Source organism: Microcella alkalica (assembly GCF_014137945.1).
Taxonomy (GTDB): Bacteria; Actinomycetota; Actinomycetes; order Actinomycetales; family Microbacteriaceae; genus Microcella; species Microcella alkalica.
The window spans coordinates 319,384-337,866 of sequence record NZ_JACGWX010000001.1 but is presented as its reverse complement, the minus strand read 5'-3'; the positions used below and the strand labels follow the sequence as shown (position 1 = coordinate 337,866).

General features: G+C 71.4%; 14 protein-coding genes, 1 tRNA gene and 1 pseudogene. 7 read left to right on the top strand and 9 right to left on the bottom strand.

What is annotated here, in order from left to right:
* Positions 1–100 precede the first annotated feature (100 nt).
* Genes thrB through lysA form a run of 4 tightly spaced genes read right to left on the bottom strand, consistent with a single transcriptional unit; the run spans position 101 to position 4,913 of the window.
* Positions 101–1,051: a homoserine kinase gene (gene thrB / locus FHX53_RS01635; protein ID WP_182489576.1), complete on the bottom strand. Its 951-nt coding sequence runs from the start codon at positions 1,049–1,051 to the stop codon at positions 101–103.
* Complete coding sequence (thrC, locus tag FHX53_RS01630; RefSeq protein ID WP_182489574.1) at positions 1,051–2,133, bottom strand: threonine synthase; 1,083 nt, start codon at positions 2,131–2,133, stop codon at positions 1,051–1,053. The genes thrB and thrC overlap by 1 nt, the downstream gene beginning before the upstream one ends.
* Positions 2,134–3,462: a homoserine dehydrogenase gene (locus FHX53_RS01625; protein WP_182489572.1), complete on the bottom strand. Its 1,329-nt coding sequence runs from the start codon at positions 3,460–3,462 to the stop codon at positions 2,134–2,136.
* Complete coding sequence (lysA, locus tag FHX53_RS01620) at positions 3,459–4,913, bottom strand: diaminopimelate decarboxylase (protein ID WP_182489570.1); 1,455 nt, start codon at positions 4,911–4,913, stop codon at positions 3,459–3,461. The genes FHX53_RS01625 and lysA overlap by 4 nt, the downstream gene beginning before the upstream one ends.
* 192 nt (positions 4,914–5,105) lie before the next feature.
* Between lysA and FHX53_RS01615 the strand changes: the two genes are divergently transcribed.
* Positions 5,106–6,482 (top strand): MBL fold metallo-hydrolase RNA specificity domain-containing protein, encoded by a 1,377-nt coding sequence (locus FHX53_RS01615; protein WP_182489568.1) that lies wholly within the window; start codon positions 5,106–5,108, stop codon positions 6,480–6,482.
* Between the two features lie 4 nt (positions 6,483–6,486).
* On the opposite strand, the gene FHX53_RS01610 is transcribed toward FHX53_RS01615, so the two are convergent.
* Positions 6,487–7,359, bottom strand: coding sequence for an LmeA family phospholipid-binding protein (locus FHX53_RS01610; protein WP_182489567.1), 873 nt, complete (start codon positions 7,357–7,359; stop codon positions 6,487–6,489).
* A 2-nt stretch (positions 7,360–7,361) separates the two neighbouring features.
* Complete coding sequence (gene argS / locus FHX53_RS01605) at positions 7,362–9,023, bottom strand: arginine--tRNA ligase (RefSeq protein ID WP_182489564.1); 1,662 nt, start codon at positions 9,021–9,023, stop codon at positions 7,362–7,364.
* A gap of 64 nt (positions 9,024–9,087) precedes the next feature.
* On the opposite strand from argS, the gene FHX53_RS01600 reads away from it, so the two are divergent.
* Both FHX53_RS01600 and FHX53_RS01595 read left to right on the top strand, forming a co-directional pair.
* On the top strand, positions 9,088–9,711 hold the full coding sequence (locus tag FHX53_RS01600; protein WP_182489562.1) for a hypothetical protein: 624 nt from the start codon (positions 9,088–9,090) through the stop codon (positions 9,709–9,711).
* Positions 9,712–9,859: 148 nt separating this feature from the next.
* Positions 9,860–10,000 (top strand): annotated as a pseudogene (locus tag FHX53_RS01595) (helix-turn-helix domain-containing protein); the annotation flags it as partial.
* A gap of 95 nt (positions 10,001–10,095) precedes the next feature.
* Here FHX53_RS01595 and FHX53_RS01590 read toward each other — a convergent pair.
* Positions 10,096–10,932, bottom strand: coding sequence for a transglutaminase-like domain-containing protein (locus FHX53_RS01590; protein ID WP_182489560.1), 837 nt, complete (start codon positions 10,930–10,932; stop codon positions 10,096–10,098).
* Positions 10,933–10,986: 54 nt separating this feature from the next.
* On the opposite strand from FHX53_RS01590, the gene FHX53_RS01585 reads away from it, so the two are divergent.
* Positions 10,987–11,059 (top strand) — tRNA-Arg (locus tag FHX53_RS01585).
* Positions 11,060–11,083: 24 nt separating this feature from the next.
* On the opposite strand, the gene FHX53_RS01580 is transcribed toward FHX53_RS01585, so the two are convergent.
* Entirely contained in the window at positions 11,084–11,560 is a 477-nt protein-coding gene (locus tag FHX53_RS01580) for a putative ATP-dependent zinc protease (RefSeq protein WP_182489558.1), read from the bottom strand.
* Between the two features lie 25 nt (positions 11,561–11,585).
* Between FHX53_RS01580 and rimK the strand changes: the two genes are divergently transcribed.
* Positions 11,586–12,806, top strand: coding sequence for a 30S ribosomal protein S6--L-glutamate ligase (gene rimK / locus FHX53_RS01575; protein ID WP_182489556.1), 1,221 nt, complete (start codon positions 11,586–11,588; stop codon positions 12,804–12,806).
* Between the two features lie 21 nt (positions 12,807–12,827).
* Here the strand turns inward: rimK and FHX53_RS01570 are convergent, their stop codons facing one another.
* Entirely contained in the window at positions 12,828–14,267 is a 1,440-nt protein-coding gene (locus tag FHX53_RS01570; protein WP_182489554.1) for an XRE family transcriptional regulator, read from the bottom strand.
* Between the two features lie 116 nt (positions 14,268–14,383).
* Here FHX53_RS01570 and FHX53_RS01565 point away from each other — a divergent pair, with 116 nt between their 5' ends.
* Entirely contained in the window at positions 14,384–16,243 is a 1,860-nt protein-coding gene (locus FHX53_RS01565; RefSeq protein ID WP_182489552.1) for a phosphoenolpyruvate carboxykinase (GTP), read from the top strand.
* A 112-nt stretch (positions 16,244–16,355) separates the two neighbouring features.
* Positions 16,356–18,452: a TPM domain-containing protein gene (locus FHX53_RS01560; protein ID WP_182489551.1), complete on the top strand. Its 2,097-nt coding sequence runs from the start codon at positions 16,356–16,358 to the stop codon at positions 18,450–18,452.
* The last annotated feature ends 31 nt before the right edge of the window (positions 18,453–18,483 follow it).

Genomic DNA, 18,483 nt, shown 5'->3' with positions numbered 1-18,483 from the left:
GGAGGCGGTGATGATGAACCGGGAAACGGGCGCAACGCGATGCCGCGGTACGAGCCGGTGAAAAAGCGATAGCTGCTTGGGGATGCCCGGGGAGGTGGGCCTAAGCCGCGGCCTCGACCGGATGCGCCACCACTGTAGCACCCTTGAAATCGACCGCGAGCATGTGCGACTGCCACGGTGTGGCGGCGTTCTCCGCCACGATCTCCGCGGCGGCGAGGCGCTGCGCGGGATCGCCGCAGAGCACGAGGATGGACGGGCCGGCGCCCGAGACGACGGCCGCGAAACCCTTCGCGCGGAGCGCCTGGATCAGGGCATCCGTCTCGGGCATCGCGCTCGCGCGATAGTTCTGGTGCAGCTTGTCCTCCGTCGCGGCGAACAGCAGCTCGGGGCTCTGGATCAGTGCGGCGATCAGCAGAGCGGACCGCGAGACGTTGAAGATCGCGTCCTCGTGCGGGACGGACGCCGGCTGCAGCGACCGCGCGAGCGCGGTGGACATCGTCGTCGACTCGGGAACGCACACGAGCAGCGAGACGCCGCGATGCACGGTGAGCCGCTTGTGCTGCGGGCCCTGCGGCGTCATCCACGCGATCGTGAGGCCGCCGAAGAGCGCCGGTGCGACGTTGTCGGGGTGACCCTCGAGCTCCGTCGCCCTAGCGAGGAGCCCATCGGCGTCGATGTCCACGATGCCCTCGAGCAGGCCCTTCGCCGCCACGATGCCGCCGACGATGGCCGCGCCCGACGAGCCCATGCCTCGGCCGTGAGGGATGACGTTGTGCGCGACGAGCTCGAGGCCCGGCATCTCGATCCCGTAGTGATCGAAGGTGTGCCTGATCGACCGCACGATGAGGTTCGACTCGTCGGTCGGGACCTCCCCCTCCCCCACGCCCTCGACGCGCACCGTCGCGCCGGGCGCCTCGCGCACCGCCACGTCGAGCTCGTCGTAGACGGAGAGAGCGAGCCCGAGCGTGTCGAAGCCGGGGCCGAGGTTCGCCGTCGTCGCGGGCACCTTCACGTGCACGCGGCGGCCGGCGAGGCGGGGGTCGACTGCCATCAGTGCCCGCCCCGGACGAGGCCGAGCACGTCGGCGACTTCAGCGGTGTCGACGGGCACGACGGTCGGGGCGACCTCGCTGCCGTCGGCGCGCTTGAGCGCCCACTGCGGGTCCTTCAGGCCGTGGCCGGTGACGGTGAGCACGACGCGCGCGCCGCGCGGGATGGCCCCGACCGCGGCTCGCTCGAGCAGACCCGCGACCGAGATCGCCGAGGCCGGCTCGACGAAGACCCCGACCTCCTGCGACAGGAGGCGGTGCGCCTCGAGGATTCCGGCGTCGTCGATGGCCCCGAAGTAGCCATCGCTGTCGGCGTGCGCGGCGAGCGCGAGCTCCCACGAGGCCGGGTTGCCGATGCGGATCGCGCTCGCGATCGTGTCGGGCTTGCGGACGACGGCCCCCGTCACGAGCGGCGCCGAGCCGGCGGCCTGGAAGCCGAACATGCGGGGAAGCGTGGTGGCCGCGCCGCGCGCGAGCTCTTCGCGGTAGCCGCGGTGATACGCCGTGTAGTTTCCGGCGTTGCCGACGGGCAGGATGTGGAAGTCCGGCGCGTCGCCGAGCACCTCGACGACCTCGTACGCCGCGGTCTTCTGGCCCTCGATCCGGTCGGGATTGACCGAGTTGACGAGGTGGACGGGGTAGTTCGCGGCGAGCTCGCGAGCGATGTCGAGGCAGTCGTCGAAGTTGCCCTGGATCTGGATGATCTCGGCCTTGTGCGCGACGGCCTGGCTGAGCTTCCCCATCGCGATCTTGCCCTCGGGCACGAGCACGGCCGCGGTGATGCCGGCGTGCGTGGCATAGGCGGCGGCGGACGCCGAGGTGTTGCCCGTCGAGGCGCAGATGACGGCCTTCGCGCCGTGCTCCACGGCTTTGGAGATCGCCATCGTCATGCCGCGGTCCTTGAACGAGCCCGTGGGGTTCATGCCCTCGTACTTGACCCACACCTCGGCGCCGGTGCGCTCCGAGAGGTAGCGCGCGGGGATGAGCGGCGTGCCGCCCTCGCCGAGCGTGACGATCGGGGTCGCGTCGCTGATGTCCAGTCGGTCGGCGTACTCGTGCAGAACACCGCGCCACTGCTTCGCCATCTACAGTCCTTCTACTCGCAGCACGCCGGTCACGCTGTGAACGACCGTGCTGGTGGTCAGTGCCGCGACCGTTGCGGCGAGATCGGCATCCGAGGCCTCATGGGTGCCGATCACCAGAGTAGCGGCGGGCTCGGCTGCTCCCTCGCGCTCGCTGATCGACACGACGGACTGCTCGACCGTCTCGACGGAGACCCCGTGCTCGCTGAACAGGGTCGCGATCGTCGCGAGCACGCCGGGCTGGTCCGCCACCCGAAGGGTGATCTGGTAGCGGGTGGTGACGGCGCTGATGGGCAGCACCGGAAGATTCGCGTGCGTCGACTCCGCGACGCCGGGGCCGCCGACGACATGGCGGCGCGCAGCGGAGACGACGTCACCGAGGACGGCCGAGGCGGTCTGGATGCCGCCGGCGCCCGCGCCGTAGAACATGAGCGGTCCGGCGGCCTCCGCCTCGACGAAGACGGCATTGTTGGCGCCGTGCACCGCGGCGAGCGGGTGCTCGTCGGGGATGAGCGCGGGGTAGACCCGCGCCGAGACGCCCGCCTCGAGCGTGAGGGGGTCGACGATCTTCTCGCAGATCGCGAGCAGCTTGACGACGTAGCCTGCCTTGCGCGCGGCGCGCACGTCGTCGAGCGAGACCTCGGTGATGCCCTCGCGGTAGACGGCCTCGGCGGGCACGAGGGTGTGGAAGGCGAGGCTCGCGAGGATCCCCGCCTTCTGCGCCGCGTCGTATCCGCCGATGTCGGCGGTCGGGTCTGCCTCGGCGTACCCGAGCTCCGTCGCGGTGGCGAGCGCCTGCTCCATGGTCTCGCCGTGCTTGTCCATGCGGTCGAGGATGAAGTTGGTCGTGCCGTTGACGATCCCGAGGATGCGCGTGACGCGATCGCCCGCGAGCGAATCGCGCAGCGGGCGGATGATCGGGATCGCCCCTCCGACCGCGGCCTCGTAGTAGAGCTGCGCGCCGACCTGCTCGGCCGTCTCGAACAGCTCGGGGCCGTGCGTGGCGAGCAGCGCCTTGTTGGCGGTGATGACGTCGGCGCCCGAGGTCAGGGCCTGGAGGATGAGCGTGCGCGCGGGCTCCAGGCCGCCCATGAGCTCCACGACGATGTCGGACCCCAGGATGAGCGACTCGGCATCCGCCGTGAGCAGCTCGCGCGGGATGTCGGTCGTGCGCTGAGCATCCACATCGCGCACCGCGACGCCGACGAGCTCCAGGCGCGCGCCCACGCGCGCGGCGAGCTCGTCGGCGTGGGTCAGCAGCTGGTCGGCGACCTGGGCGCCGACGCTGCCGGCCCCCAGCAGGGCGATGCGGAGGTTGCGGTACTCGATCACGGCTGGGTGATCCTCTCGGGTCGGGCAGCGGGGTGCGTCGGGTCGGCGGGGTCGGCGATTCCGGCATCGCGGCGCAGGAGGTCGGTCTCGGTCTCGCCGCGCACGATGACCCGCGCGGAGCCGTCGCGCACCGCGACGACGGCAGGGCGGGCGAGGTAGTTGTAGTTGCTCGCGAGCGAGAAGCAGTAGGCCCCGGTCGCGGGCACGGCGACGAGGTCTCCGGGGGCGACGTCGCCCGGCAGGTAGTCGGCCTGCACGACGATGTCGCCGCTCTCGCAGTGCTTGCCGGCGACGCGCACGAGAGCGGGGTCGGCGCCCGACGCGCGCCCGGCGAGGCGCACGCCGTAGTCGGCGCCGTAGAGCGCGGGGCGGGCGTTGTCGCTCATGCCGCCGTCGACGCTGACGTAGCGCCGGACAGCCGTCGTGCCGCCGTCGGTCGGCACGACGACGTCCTTCGTGGTGCCGACCTCGTAGAGCGTCACGCCCGCCGGGCCGATGATCGTGCGGCCCGGCTCGACCGCGATGCGCGGCACCGGGATGCCCAGCTCGGCACACACGGACCCGATCGCCTCGGCGAGGCCGGAAGCGATGCTCTCGATGACGGGCGCCTCGTCTCCGTCGAGGTAGGCGATGCCGAAGCCCCCGCCGAGGTTGAGCTCGGGGACATCGCCGTCGGCGAGAAGCTCAGCGTGGACGGCGAGAAGGCGGCGCGCGGCCTCGAGGAAGCCGTCCACGACGAAGATCTGCGAGCCGATGTGGGAGTGGAGGCCCAGGAAGCGCAGGTGCGGCTCGTGCGCGCGGATCCGCTGCACGGCCTCAGCGGCCTCGGAGAGCGGGATGCCGAACTTCTGGTCCTCCCTGGCCGTCGCGAGGTACTCGTGCGTGTGGGCGTGGACGCCGGAGTTGATGCGGACGCGCACCGCCTGCGTGCGACCGTGCCGCGCGGCCGCCTCGGCGACGCGCTCGACCTCCACGAGCGAGTCGATGACGACCGCCCCGAGGCCGACGCCGACGGCGCGGTCGATCTCGGCGAGCGACTTGTTGTTGCCGTGCAGGCCGAGTCTGGTCGGGTCGGCTCCCGCCGCGAGCGCGACCGCGAGCTCGCCACCGCTCGCGACGTCGATGTTGAGGCCGGCGTCGAGCATCCAGCGCACGACCTCCGTGCAGAGGAACGCCTTCCCGGCGTAGTACACGACGGCTTCGGCGCCGAGGCCTGCGAAGGCGGTGCGGAACGCTTCGAGCGTCCGAGCGGCGCGCGCACGCGCATCCGCCTCGTCGATCACGTACAGGGGCGTGCCGAACTCGGCGGCGAGCGCCGGGGTGCGGACGCCGCCGATCACGAGGGAGCCGTCGGCGCCGCGCGCGGCCGAGGACGGCCAGACGTGCGCGGGCAGCGCGTTCGCGTCATCGGGGTGGCGGAGCCACGACGGAGCGAGCGGGTTGACGGACACGGAACGCACCTCACGGGGATCTGCACGGAAGTCTCTGCACGGGAGTGAGGCGAGCGAACCCGGATTGGTCCCTGAAGCCAGGGAAATTCTATCGTGCACGGACCTGGGCCTTTCGCCCCTGGGCGACGCGCGAGTACGAGAGCACACTGGGCGTGCGACGAGACGACGTCATCCGTCGCGGAAGGAGCGACGATGGCCGACGACGACCGCCCGACTCTGCGGTTCCTCGGAGGGACGGGAACCGTCACCGGATCGCGGTTCCTGCTGGAAGCCGGCGGATCACGGATCCTGATCGACTGCGGGCTGTTCCAGGGCTACAAGCAGCTTCGTCTGCGAAATCGCGCCCCGTTCCCCATTCCGCCGTCGTCCATCGACGCCGTCGTGCTCACGCACGCGCATCTCGACCATTCCGGGTACCTCCCCGCCCTCGTCCGCGACGGCTTCGCCGGGCCGATCGTGTGCTCGGCCGGAACGGCCTCCCTCGTCGGGCTGCTGTGGCCGGATTCGGCGTACCTGCTGGAGGAGGAGGCGAGGTTCGCGGCCAGGAAGGGCTACTCCAAGCACGCCGCGCCGGCGCCGCTCTACACCACGGCCGATGCCGAACGAGCGCTCGAGCGCGTGAGCGTGCGCCGGTTCGGCGAGACGATCGCGCTCCCCGGTCGCGTCGAGGCCGAGCTCCACCACGCCGGGCACATCCTCGGCGCAGCGCACATCCGCCTCCGGTCGGCAGGGCGCTCCCTGCACGTGAGCGGCGACCTCGGGCGGGCGGACGACGCGCTCATGATCCCGCCGGAGCCGCTCGCCGCGCTGCCCCCGACGAACGCGCTGCTCGTCGAGTCAACCTACGGCAATCGTGCGCACCCCGTCACGGACCCGGCGGAGGAGCTCGCTCCTGTTCTCGAGCGCGTTCTCGGCCGTGGCGGCGTCGTCATGATCCCGGCGTTCGCCGTCGGCCGCGCCCAGGCGCTCCTGCTGCACCTGTCAAGACTGCGCCGCGCAGGCAGGATCCCCCGGGTGCCGATCTACCTCAACAGCCCCATGGCGGTGGATGCGACGGCCATGTACCGCGCGCACCCTGACGAGCACCGCGTGGCCGGTGACGATCTGGCCGACCTGTACGAGCTCGCCACGATGGTGCACTCCGTCGATGACTCCAAGCTGCTCAACCTGCGGGGCGGGCCCATGGTCATCGTCGCCGCGAGCGGCATGCTCACCGGCGGACGGATCCTCCACCACCTCGCCGCGTACGGGGGCGACCCCCGCAACGCGATCGTGCTCACCGGGTACCAGGCGGGCGGCACGCGAGGGGCCGCGCTGGCCGCGGGGGCGGACTCGGTGCGGATCTTCGGTCGGGAGGTGCCGATCGCCGCCGAGGTCGTCCAGCTGCAGAGCATGTCCGCGCACGCCGATGCCGAGCAGATCCTCGACTGGATGCGCGGCGCGAGCGTCGAGCGCGCCTACATCGTGCACGGCGAGCCGGATGCCGCCGACGTGCTGCGGGGCCGCATCGAGCGCGAGCTCGGTGTTCGCGCTCGAGTGCCGGAGCAGGGCGAGCAGGTGGAGGTCTAGATCGTCAGCAGGTTCCGCGCTGCGACAGCGCAGGGCCGTCGAGAGCCACGTCGTCCGCGCCGAGGGCGATGACGAGAGCGTCGTCCTCCACGACGACCTCCTCGAGCAGCAGACCGCTCGGGAGGTGCTCGGCGACGCACACCGACTGCGCCGTGAGCAGCCCGCCGCCGAGGCCGCCGAACTGCTCGGCGAAGCTCTCGAGATCGATCTCCTCCTCGCCGACGACGAGCGAGGCGGGAGTGAAGCTGAGCGCTCCGTCGACCGCCGCGGGAAGGAGCCCGACGCCGACCTCGAGCTGGAACCCCAGCAGGTCGAGCGTCGACCGGAACCGGATCTGGCCGTCGTCGAGCGCGACCTCGTCGATCGAGGCGCCGGACAGGGCTCCCGCGATCGCGGCGATGTCTCCCTCGGCGACGACGAACTGCGCGTCGACGCGGTCGGTGGGCTGCGTGCTGTCGGTCGGGATGCCCGTGGCCGACATCGTCAGCGCCCCGGCCAGGTCTCCGGCCGAGATCTCGCCCGCGTCGACGTCGACGCGCTCGAATCGCCCCGTCACGATCTGCCAGAGCACCGATCGTCCCGCGATGTCGACCTCGACGGGATGCTCGGGGTCGAGCTCGAGGGAGGCGCGAACCCGATCGGCCACCTCGTCGCGGATCGCACCGCGCACGGCGCCGTCGGCGACCGCCGCCCCGATCACGAGGACGCCGAGGACGGCCGCGGTCACCCCGAGGACGATCGCGGCGCGGCGCCCGCCCCGGCGTCGCGCGGAGGCGGGCGGCGACGCCGCGTCGGAGGCGCGCGCGTCGGAGAGGGTCGCGGCGACGGCAGGGTCGACGCGATCGGAGCGACGGTCGGGCGTGCTCGCGGAGGACATCGTCACATCCTCTCGGGTGCGGACACGCCGAGGAGGTCGAGCCCGTTGCGGAGCACCTGTCCCGTCGCATCGGCGAGCACCCGGCGGGAGTGGTGGACGGGCTGGACCGGGTCGTCCCCGACGGGGGTGACGCGGCACGCGTCGTACCAGCGATGGAAGGCGGCGGCGAGCTCCTCGAGGAAGCGCGCGACCCGATGCGGCTCGCGCAGGCTCGCGGCCTGGGCGACGATGCGCGGGAACTCGGCCAGGGCACCGAGCAGGATGCTCTCGGTCTCGTCGGTCAGCAGCTCGGCGGCGAACTGCGAGCCGTCCACTCCGGCCGCGTCCGCGTTCCGCGCCACCTGGTGGGTGCGCGCGTGGGCGTACTGCACGTAGAAGACGGGGTTGTCGTTGCTGCGCTTCTGCAGCACGTCCAGGTCGATGTCGAGGTTGGAGTCGCTCGAACTGCGCACGAGCGCGTACCTGGCGGCGTCCACCCCCACCGCGTCGACCAGGTCCTCCATCGTCACGACCGTGCCCGCACGCTTCGACATGCGCACCGGCTTGCCGCTCTGGACGAGATTGACCATCTGCCCGATGAGGATCTGCAGGTTCTCGTTCGGAGTGTCGCCGAACGCGGCGCACATCGCCATCATCCGCTGGACGTATCCGTGATGGTCGGCCCCGAGCATGATGATGCAGCGGTCGAATCCGCGTTCGCGCTTGTCGAGGTAGTACGCGAGATCGCCGGAGATGTACGCGGCCTCGCCGTTCGACTTGACGACGACGCGATCCTTGTCGTCTCCGAACGCCGTCGTCCGCAGCCAGACGGCGCCATCCTCTTCGAAGATGTGGCCGAGCTCGCGAAGGCGGCTGATCGCTCGGTCGACCGCGCCGCTCTCGTGCAGGTTGTTCTCGTGGAAGTAGACGTCGAAGTGCACTCCGAAATCGGACAGGCTCTTCTTGATGTCGTCGAACATGAGGTTGACGCCGCTCGCCCGGAATGCCTCCTGGAGCTCGGCGCCGTCGAGGCTTCCGAGGTTGGAGCGGGTCGCCACCACCCGGTCGGCGATGTCGGAGATGTACTGCCCGCCGTAGCCGTCCTCCGGAGTGGGCTCGCCCCGATAGGCGGCGACGAGGCTCCGCGCGAAGCGATCGATCTGGACTCCGTGATCGTTGAAGTAGTACTCGCGGATCACCGCGGCACCGCTGATCGAGAGCAGACGCGCTAGTGAGTCCCCCACTGCCGCCCACCGCGTTCCGCCGAGGTGGATGGGCCCGGTCGGGTTCGCGGAGACGAACTCGAGGTTGATCGACTGGCCGGCGAGCGCGTCGTTGCCGCCGTACGCGCCACCCATGGCGACGATGGCCGCTGCGAGTGCGCCGGCCGCTCCCGCCTCGAGGCGGATGTTGAGGAAGCCGGGCCCCGCGACCTCGACGCTCGCGACTCCCTCGATCGCGCCGAACGCGGTCGCGAGCTCTTCGGCGAGAGCGCGAGGAGTGAGCCCGATGCGCTTGGCGAGCTTGAGGGCGACGCTCGTCGCCCAGTCGCCGTGATCGCGATTGCGAGGACGCTCGAGCGCGATGTCGCCGACCGAGAGCGAGTCCGCCGCCTCGCCGTCGCGTCCCTGGACCGCGGCGGTGACGGCGGCGAGCAGAGACGAGGCGAGGAGGTCGGGATTCACGAAGTCTGATCCTAACTGTCAGTCGCTCCGGCCGATCCGGCCGGGGGCGCGTCACACTGTCGGCATGACTCCGTCCCGCGTCGTCGCCACCGCTCTCGCCGTCGTCCTCGCCGCACTGGCGGCCGGATGCGCTCCGTCGACCGAGGCTGAGGCCCCGACGCCCTCGGCGACCTCCGAGCCGAGCGCGACCGCGTCGCCTTCGAGCGCGCCCAGTCCGAGCCCGTCGGAGCCGACCCCGCAGCCCTCGGCATCCGCGACGCCTCCTGCGAGCGGTCTCGAGGCGCTCCCCCTCGGCATCTCCTGCGACGAGCTCATGACCCCGGACGCGCTCTACGAATTCAACCCCAACATCGGCTCCGACCCCGCGCCCCGGCACAGCGAGCTCGTCGAGACGATCGTCGCCTCCGGCGGGATCGCCTGCGGCTGGCTCAACCAGACGAGCGGAGCACGCATCTCGGCCGGCGTCATCCGGCTCACCCCCGACTCGCTCGCCGCCGTCCGGTCGACAGCTCCCGACCGCGCGGAGCCGAGTCCGGTGATCCCCGACGGGTTCTTCCGGGTGAGTGGCGGAAGCGGGCACACGGAGATCACCGGCGAGGACTACTGGATCGTCATCGATTCCCCGGTGCTCACCGACCCCGGCGAGGCGAGCTCGTTCGCCGAGCCGATGCGAGCGGCGCTCTCCTAGCTGTTCTTCCCCGGCCCGTTGCGAACGTCTGGGGTAGGCGAAGACCTCCGGGACGACGTGGGTAACCGCACTCGCATCATCACCGGAGGTCTTCGTGACTCACGCTAATGCTCCCTTGACGCCGGAGGGACGCCGCCGACTGGCGTAGTTGATCGTTGATGACGGCTGGCCCGTTCGGGTCGCTGCGGAACACTTCCAGTGCTCGCCGGCGACGGCGTCGCGCTGGTCGCGTCGATATCGGGCCGGGCTGGCGTTGACGGACCGCAGTTCACGGCCGGCATCGTCGCCGGGATGGTTGCATCACTACAATCACCACCGACCCCACAGCGGCCTGGGCGGGCTCGTGCCCTCGGATCGCGTTCACAACCTCACGAGGAAGAACACCTAGCCGAGCGCGACGAGCTCGGAGGGCCGCTCCGGCGACGGGTCGTTCGCCTCGGCCCGCACCCGCACAGCGGTCAAGGCGAGTGCCGAGCCGTCGCTCGCGAGGAACGCGGTGTCCGCGGCATCCCGCCCCGTCGCGATGCGAACCATCGTCCTCCTCGGCGCTCGGCCGGTCGCATCCACGAGCAGCCACTCATCGCCGACCGCGACCTCGACGGCTGCGTGGAAGTCCATGGGATCGAGGCCGGGCGCGTAGACGGACACGACGCGCGCCGGCAGGTCGGTCGCGCGCAGCAGACCCGCGACGACATGCGCGAAGTCACGGCACACGCCCGCCCCCGCCTCGAGCGGCTCGGCGAGGCCGTCGGTCGGCCGCGTGGAGCCCCAGGAGTACTCCAGAGCGCCGCTCACCGCCTCCCTGACCGCTCCGAGGCGGTCGAGCGGCGGAAGATCGGCGAAGGCCCGCACGACCTCGCTGTCAACGAGCGCGGGAAGGATGTCGCTCTGCACGAAGCGGCTCGGGCGCACGTCGAGTATCCGCTCGAGCGGCGTCACGGTCGCCGGCCGAGCACGCCCGCGAACCATCGCCTCGTACTCGACTCGGAGCACCCCCGCGGGCGCGTCGACCGTGTGCCATCGGGTCCCGACGGGCCCGGGATGCTCGGCCACGTCGAGCGCGCGGCCATCGACCGCGACGCGGAGGCGCTCCGATCGCGACAGCCCCTCCCCGTCGGCGACGGCGATCGCCAGCACGAGCGCCGCGGGCTCTCCGAGCACCCCGTCGACCGCGCATCCGACCTCGCGGACGAGCGCGGTGCGGACCGTCACCGGCGTCATGGGCACATGCTGGCACGGCGCGACCACCGCGGGGAACCCGCTAGGCTGACTCTCGCCTCCGTAGCTCAGGGGATAGAGCATCAGTTTCCGGTACTGAGGGCCGCAGGTTCGAATCCTGTCGGGGGCGCGAGCAATCTCTTCTGTTCGGCGGTCAGCGACCGCGGTTGGCGCGGCGCACCTCTCTGGGCGCGCGGCCGCCGAGGAACGACCGGGCCGAGTCGACCACGAAGCCGTGGCGCAGCGCCTGACGGCCGATGAGCATCCTGAATCCCATCGTGTCGCGATTGCTGAGCGTGACCTCGGTCGTCACGGGCCGGCCCATGATCGCGATGTCCATGAGGACGACGAGCCGCTCCTCCACGTGCCCGGAGGAGCTGCGCACGCTCCGCCGATCGTGCACGGGGCACTCGACGACCACGGCGTCGTCGGCGGACTCCTGCCAGGGGCGGATCCGGAATCGCACCCGCTCGTCATCGCCCTCGCCGACGAGCTCGACGTCGTAGGCGTGCACCGAGGACGTGCGGGCTCCCGTATCGAGCTTCGCCTTGATCCAGGGGATGCCGGCGCCGGGCAGGGCGATCCACTCTCGCCATCCGACGATGGTGATTGAATGGGCGGACTCCGTCACACCCTCATCTTGTCAGGGGCGCTCCATGAAAATCGCCATCCTCTCGCGTGCCCCGCACTCGTATTCGACGCAGCGGCTCCGCGCCGCCGCCGAGCAGCGCGGCCACCGCGTGAAGGTCCTCAACACTCTCCGCTTCGCCGTCGACCTCACGGGGCCGGAGCCCGACCTGAACTACCGCGGCCGCCCGCTGTCGACGTACGACGCGATTCTGCCGCGCATCGGCAATTCGATCACCTACTTCGGCACGGCCGTCGTGCGCCAGTTCGAGCAGATGGACGTCTTCACGCCCAACACCTCCAACGGAATCAGCAACGCCCGCGACAAGCTGCGGGCCACGCAGATCCTCAGCCGACACGGCATCGGGATGCCCGCGACCGCGTTCGTGCGCAACCGCGCCGACGTGCGCCCCGCGATCGAGCGCGTCGGTGGTGCTCCCGTCGTCATCAAGCTCCTCGAGGGCACGCAGGGCATCGGCGTGATCCTCGCCCCCCAGGCGAAGGTCGCCGAGGCCATCATCGAGACGCTGCACTCGACGAACCAGAACGTCCTCATCCAGCAGTTCATCTCCGAGAGCCGAGGGCGCGACATCCGCGCCCTCGTCGTCGGTGACCGCGTCGTCGCGGCCATGCGACGCACGGCCGAGGGCGACGAGTTCCGATCGAACGTCCACCGCGGCGGGTCGGTCGAGGCGGTGTCGCTGACTCCGGAGTACGAGCGCGCGGCCGTTCGATCCGCGCAGATCATGGGGCTGCGCGTCGCGGGCGTCGACATGCTGGAGGGCAACGACGGACCCCTCGTCATGGAAGTCAACTCCTCCCCCGGCCTCGAGGGCATCGAACGGGCGACGACGCTCGACGTCGCCGGCGCGATCATCGACTACATCGCGCACGAGGTCGCGTTCCCGGACATCGACGTGCGCCAGAGGCTCGCCGTGTCGACGGGCTACGGCGTCGCGGAGCTCGTCGTGCACGCCGGTGCTGACATCGTCGGCAAGACCCTCGGCGAGTCGGGCATCCTCGATCGCGACATCACGGTGCTGACCCTGAATCGCGGAACGACCGTCATCCCCAACCCTCGCGCTCGGCAGGATCTGCAGGCGGAGGACCGCCTCCTGTGCTTCGGGAAGATGGACGAGATGCGCTCGATGACGCTGCGGCGCCGTCGGCGCGCGTCCGTCCGCCGTCTTCCCAAGGGCGCCGCCGACGCGGCGCAGGGCGTGACGTCCGCCCCGACTCTCGAGCGCTGACGGCGCCCGCCGACTCTGAGCTCAGTCGTCGACGCGCTCGGCGTGCGTCTCGAGGAAGCGGTAGAGCTCCTGATCGTCGACGCCGGGGAAGGTGCCGCTGGGCAGAGGCGAGAGGATGTGCGCGTGGAGCTTCGCGCTCGTCCACGCCTTGCCCCGCCACCGGCTCGCGAGGTCGCCGGAGGGCCGCCTGCAGCAGGCAGGGTCGGGGCAGGTCGACACGCTGCGGTTGGTCGTCTCCCGTCCGCGGAACCACTTCGACTGCGCGAACGGCACGCCGACGGTTATCGAGAACTCGTCGCTCGCGCTCGTGCCGGTCTGCGTCGACTCCCAGTACGTGCCCTCGGGAGTGTCTGTGTACTGGTAGAACTCGGTCGTCCTGTTGGTCCGCGTGAAGGCGACGCGGGCGCTCCAGTGCCGGCACACGAGCTGACCCTCGACCGAGCCGGTGACGTCGACGGGCAGGCGGAGCCCATCGTTCTCGTAGGCCTTGTAGACGGCGCCGTCGTCGCCCACGCGCAGGAAGTGCAGCGTGAGATCGAGGTGCGAGGTAGCGAGATTCGTCAGCCGCAGCGCGGCCGCCTCGTGCGTCACGCCAAAGGCGTCCCGGAAGTCCTCGACCGCGATGTTGCGGTCGGCCTTGGCCTGCGCGAGGAAGGCCACCGACTGCTCGCGGGGCATGAGGCACGCTGCGGCGAAGTAGTTGATCTCGAGCCTCTGGCGGAGGAACTCGGCATAGGTGCTCGGCACCTCGTGGCTGAGGAGCCGGTGCGCGATCGCCTGCAGGGCCATCGAGCGGAGGCCGTGGCCGCCGGGGATGGAGGCGGGAGGGAGGTAGATGCGGCCGTTCTCGAGGTCGATGACCGAGCGCGCCGAATGCGGGAGGTCGCCGACGTGCACGAGCTCGAAGCCGAGCTTCTTCGCCATGAGGCCGACCTCGCGGTGCGTGAGCGCTCCGGTGGTGTGGCCCGTGTCGCGCACCGTGCGCTCCGCGAGCTCCTCGATGTCCGGCAGGTAGTTGTCGAGCGTGCGCATGCGGTGCCTCAGCTCGGTGTTGGCGCGGCGGGCCTCCTCCGGCGTCGCGATCGTCTGGCGCTCGCGCTCGACGAGCTCGCGATGCAGGCCGACGAGCGCCTCGAGCACCTCATCGCTCATCGACCGTGATGCGCGCACGGCGGGAAGGCCGAGCGATGCGTAGAGGGCCGAGCGCTGCGCCCGCTCGAGCTCGATCTCGAGCGCCGCGCGATGGGAGGGCGGCGTCTCCTCCAGGAGATCCGAGAGCGCGACGCCGAGCGCGTCGGCGATCGCCGTGAGCAGGGTGATGCGCGGCTCGCGGCGACCGTTCTCCATGAGGGAGAGCTGGCTACCTGCGACGCCAACGAGCTCGCCCAGCTGGTCGAGGGTGAGCCCGGTGGCCGAGCGGAAGTGACGGATGCGCTGGCCGAGGGTGACAAGGTCGCTCATGCCTTGACAATAGCGAAAGATCGGCGGTTCTTTAACGCAGGGCTTCGGATAATCGCCGTCTACGGAGCGACATCATTGGCGTAACAGGGATTTCTTCCCAGGACGGAGAGACGATCATGACGCTGCTCGACCACCCGCGCACCGATTCAACCCTCGAGGCGGCTCAGTCAGTCTCCCCCGGCGCCGACGCCGAGCGCCCCGCCGACGTCTCCGCCTGGGTCGCCGAGCTCGCGGAGCTGATGCAGCCCGCGGACATCCACTGGTGCGACGGGTCGACGCGCGAGCGCCACGAGCTTCTGCAGCTCCTCGTCTCCAACGGCACGATCGAGCAGCTGAACCCCGAACTGCGCCCCTACTCCTTCCTCGCCCGCTCGCACGAGGCGGACGTCGCCCGTCTCGAGTCGCGCACCTTCATCTGCTCGGCGGAGCAGATCGACGCCGGCCCGACCAACAACTGGGCGGACCCGGTGCGCATGCGCGCCGAGGTCACCGACCTCCTCCGCGGCTCGATGCGCGGGCGCACGATGTACGTCATGCCCTTCTCGATGGGCCCGATCGGCTCGCCCATGGCGAAGCTCGGCGTGCAGGTCACCGACTCCCCCTACGTCGTCGTCAGCACCGGGACGATGACCCGGATGGGCACCGCGGCCCTTGACGCGATCGCGGCGGGAGCCGAGTGGGTACCCGCGATCCACAGCGTGGGCGCCCCGCTCGCCCCGGGCGAGAAGGACGCCGCCTGGCCCTGCAACGACACGAAGTACATCGTGCACTTCCCCGAGACGCGCGAGATCTTCTCCTACGGCTCGGCCTACGGCGGCAATGCGATCCTCGCCAAGAAGGCCTTCGCGCTCCGCATCGCCTCCGTCCAGGCGCGCGACGAGGGCTGGCTCGCCGAGCACATGCTGATCATCAAGGTGACCGCGCCCACCGGCCGCGCCTACCACCTGGCCGCCGCCTTCCCGAGCGCGTGCGGCAAGACCAACCTCGCGATGCTCTCGCCGAGCATCCCGGGCTGGACCGTCGAGACGATCGGCGATGACATCGCCTGGCTGCGCATCGGTGCCGATGGCCGCCTGCGCGCGATCAACCCGGAGGCGGGCTTCTTCGGCGTCGCGCCCGGCACGAGTGCGACGACCAACCCGACGGCGATGGACACCCTCTGGGGGAACACCGTCTTCACGAACGTCGCCAAGACCGAGGACGGCGATGTGTGGTGGGAGGGCATGACCTCCGCGCCGCCCGCGCGCCTGATCGACTGGCGCGGCAACGCCTGGACCCCCGAGTCCGGTGTCCCGGCCGCGCACCCCAACTCCCGATTCACCGTGTCCGCCCGTCAGTGCCCGTCCATCGCGAGCACATGGGAGGACCCGGAGGGCGTCGTCATCGACGCCATCATCTTCGGCGGCCGCCGAGCGACGAACGTGCCCTTGGTGGTAGAGGCGCGCGACTGGGATCATGGCGTTTTCCTGGGCGCCACGATCGCATCCGAGCAGACGGCGGCCGCCGAAGGCACTGTGGGCGAGCTGCGTCGCGACCCGTTCGCGATGCTGCCCTTCTGCGGCTACAACATGGGCGACTACTTCGCTCACTGGCTCGACTTCGGTCGTCGCCTGCGCCGCTCCGCCCGCGTGCCGCGCGTATTCCAGGTCAACTGGTTCCGCAAGGGAGCCGACGGCTCCTTCCTCTGGCCGGGCTTCGGCGAGAACGCGCGCGTCCTCCAGTGGATGGTCGAACGGCTCGACGGCACCGCGTGCGCCGAGGACTCCCCGCTCGGATCCATCCCGACCGCCGACGGACTCAACCTCGACGGCCTCGACCTGAGCGAGGACCGCGTGCGCGAGCTCTTCGCCCAGGACAAGGGCGCCCTGCTCGCAGAGGCCGACGACATCGAGGGGTTCTTCGCGACCTTCGGCGACCGGCTGCCCGCGGAGCTCGACCGACAGCTGGACCTGCTGCGCCGCCGACTCGCCGACTGAGCCGTCAGGACGCTGAGCGCTCTCGACGCCGCGACGTCGAGCATCGCTAGACTCTCCGGCACCATCGGCGCCCCGGAGGAACGGGGCCGCGAGGGCGAGTCGGAGGAGAACCATGAGTGCGATCGGCCGGTCGCTCAGGCGTGCACGGCTCGTGACGGGAGCCGCGATCGCGACCGCCGGCATCGCCGTGGCGATCGGCGTCGCGGTGCCGGCGGCGGCATCCGAGCCCCTCGATCTCGACGGCGCCTACGTGCTTGACGCGGCGGGCGCTCTGAGCGGCGACACCGCCCGGGTCGAGCGCGCGCTCGACGAGCTATTCGATCAGACCGGCGCCGGTCTCTTCGTCGTCGTCACCGACCGGTTCGACGGCGCTGCCGACAGCTTCGACTGGGCGGAGCAGTCGGCCGTGCTCTCCTCCCTCGGCGACCGCGACACCCTGCTCGCGATCTCGGTCGACGAACGCGCCTACGCGTTCTCCTACGGGCCCGACTGGCCGGTCGACCCCTCGGTCGCCGAGCGCGCCGAGGTCGATCGACTCATCCCGGCTCTTCGCGACGACCGATTCGCCGACGCGATCGTCGCCTACGCCGACGCTCTCGGCGGCGAGAGCCCGGCGGGCGGCGGCTCCGGCGGCGAGAGCGCGGGAGGCGAGGACGCCTCGAGCGGCGGCATCCCGTTCATCGCGATCATCGCGGGACTGGCCGTCATCGCGCTCCTCGTGTGGATCGTGATGCGAGCGCGACGCGGCTCCCGCAGCGGCGGCGGCGGCGAGCGCCCCGATATCGCGGGCCCGCCCGAGCCCTCGATCGACGAGCTCGATCGCGATGCCGCTCGCCGGCTCGTGCAGCTCGACGACGCGCTCACGACGAGCGAGCAGGAGCTCGGGTTCGCCGAGGCCCAGTTCGGGGGCGAGACGGTTGCGGGCTTCCGTGCCGCGCTCGACGCCGCTCGGGAACGCGTCGCCGAGGCATTCCGCCTTCGACGCACTCTGGGCGATGCCCAGCCCGACGCCGAGCCCGATCGCCGTGCCGCACTCGAGCAGATCGGTGCGCTCCTGGACGAGGCAGACGACCTGCTCGAGGAGCAGGAGGAGGCTTTCGACGCCCTTCGCGATGTCGAGCAGTCGCTGCCCGACGCGCTCGCCGCGCTCACCGCGACCGAGGAAGAGCTCGAGGCGCGCGCAGCGATGGCGACCACGACGGTGGGCCGACTGCAGGACGAGTACGCGCGCGACGCCATCGCGGCGATCGCCGACACTCCTGCGCAGACCGCCCGACTGCTCGCCCTCATCCGCGAGGAAATCCTGGACGCCGAGGCGAAGTCGACAGCCGGCGCGACGGGCGAGGCCGCGGTCGCCGTCCGCGCCGGCCAGCTCGCCGTCGCGCAGCTGCGCGGCTCCCTCGACGCGATCGACCGCCTCGCTGCCGAGCTCGTCGAGGCGCGCACGGATCTCCAGGCCCAGCGCGACGACCTGCGCTCCGGACTCCAGGCGGCTTCCGCTCTGCCCGACGACCCGACGGTGCGCTCGGCCGCGTCGAGCGCCGAGGCGGCACTGGCCGCCAGCGAAGGCGGCGAGTCCGACCCCGTCGACGCTCTTCAGGCCCTCGTCGTCGCCGACCGCCGACTCGATGAGGCGCTCGCATCGGCGCGGGAGATCGGCGAGCGCCGTCAGGCCGCGGCCGGGGCCCTCGACCGAACCCTAGCCGCCGCCCGCAGCCGCATCCTGAGCGCGGCCGAGTACATCACAGCGCATCGCGGCGGTGTCGGCGCGAGCGCGCGCTCCGCCCTTGCGGAGGCGCAGGCGCAGCTCGATGCCGCGGTGCGCTCTCCCGCCGACCAGCCGGAGCAGTCGCTGCAGGCCGCGCAGCGCGCGGCGGAGCTCGCGGCGCAGGCGCTGCGCCAGGCCGAGGCCGACGTCTCGTCCACCATGACCGGCGGTGCGCCCGTCGGCCTTCCCGGCTTCCCTGGCGGGCTGCTGGGCGGAGGACGATCGGGGGGCGGCCTCGGGGAGGCGATCATCGGCGGGCTCCTGGGCGGACTCCTCAGCGGAGGCGTCTCGCGCGGCGGCTTCGGCGGGCCCTCCCGCGGCGGGTTCCCCGGTGGATTCGGCGGCGGCTCCCCGACGTTCGGCTCGTCCCGGCGCTCGGGAGGCGGCAGCTTCGGCGGTGTGCGCTCGGGCGGGCGACGCAGCGGAGGCGGTCGCTTCTGACCCGCTCCCCTCACGGCATCCCCCGCCCCGA

What these genes read in the sequence shown, in the direction of transcription:
- FHX53_RS01610 (WP_182489567.1), bottom strand. Translation starts at nt 7,359, where the DNA reads ATGTCCTCCGCGAGCACGCCCGACCGTCGCTCCGATCGCGTCGACCCT.
- FHX53_RS01560 (WP_182489551.1), top strand. Translation starts at nt 16,356, where the DNA reads ATGAGTGCGATCGGCCGGTCGCTCAGGCGTGCACGGCTCGTGACGGGA.
- FHX53_RS01590 (WP_182489560.1), bottom strand. Translation starts at nt 10,932, where the DNA reads ATGACGCCGGTGACGGTCCGCACCGCGCTCGTCCGCGAGGTCGGATGC.
- rimK (WP_182489556.1), top strand. Translation starts at nt 11,586, where the DNA reads ATGAAAATCGCCATCCTCTCGCGTGCCCCGCACTCGTATTCGACGCAG.
- FHX53_RS01600 (WP_182489562.1), top strand. Translation starts at nt 9,088, where the DNA reads ATGACTCCGTCCCGCGTCGTCGCCACCGCTCTCGCCGTCGTCCTCGCC.
- FHX53_RS01615 (WP_182489568.1), top strand. Translation starts at nt 5,106, where the DNA reads ATGGCCGACGACGACCGCCCGACTCTGCGGTTCCTCGGAGGGACGGGA.
- thrC (WP_182489574.1), bottom strand. Translation starts at nt 2,133, where the DNA reads ATGGCGAAGCAGTGGCGCGGTGTTCTGCACGAGTACGCCGACCGACTG.
- FHX53_RS01570 (WP_182489554.1), bottom strand. Translation starts at nt 14,267, where the DNA reads ATGAGCGACCTTGTCACCCTCGGCCAGCGCATCCGTCACTTCCGCTCG.
- thrB (WP_182489576.1), bottom strand. Translation starts at nt 1,051, where the DNA reads ATGGCAGTCGACCCCCGCCTCGCCGGCCGCCGCGTGCACGTGAAGGTG.
- FHX53_RS01565 (WP_182489552.1), top strand. Translation starts at nt 14,384, where the DNA reads ATGACGCTGCTCGACCACCCGCGCACCGATTCAACCCTCGAGGCGGCT.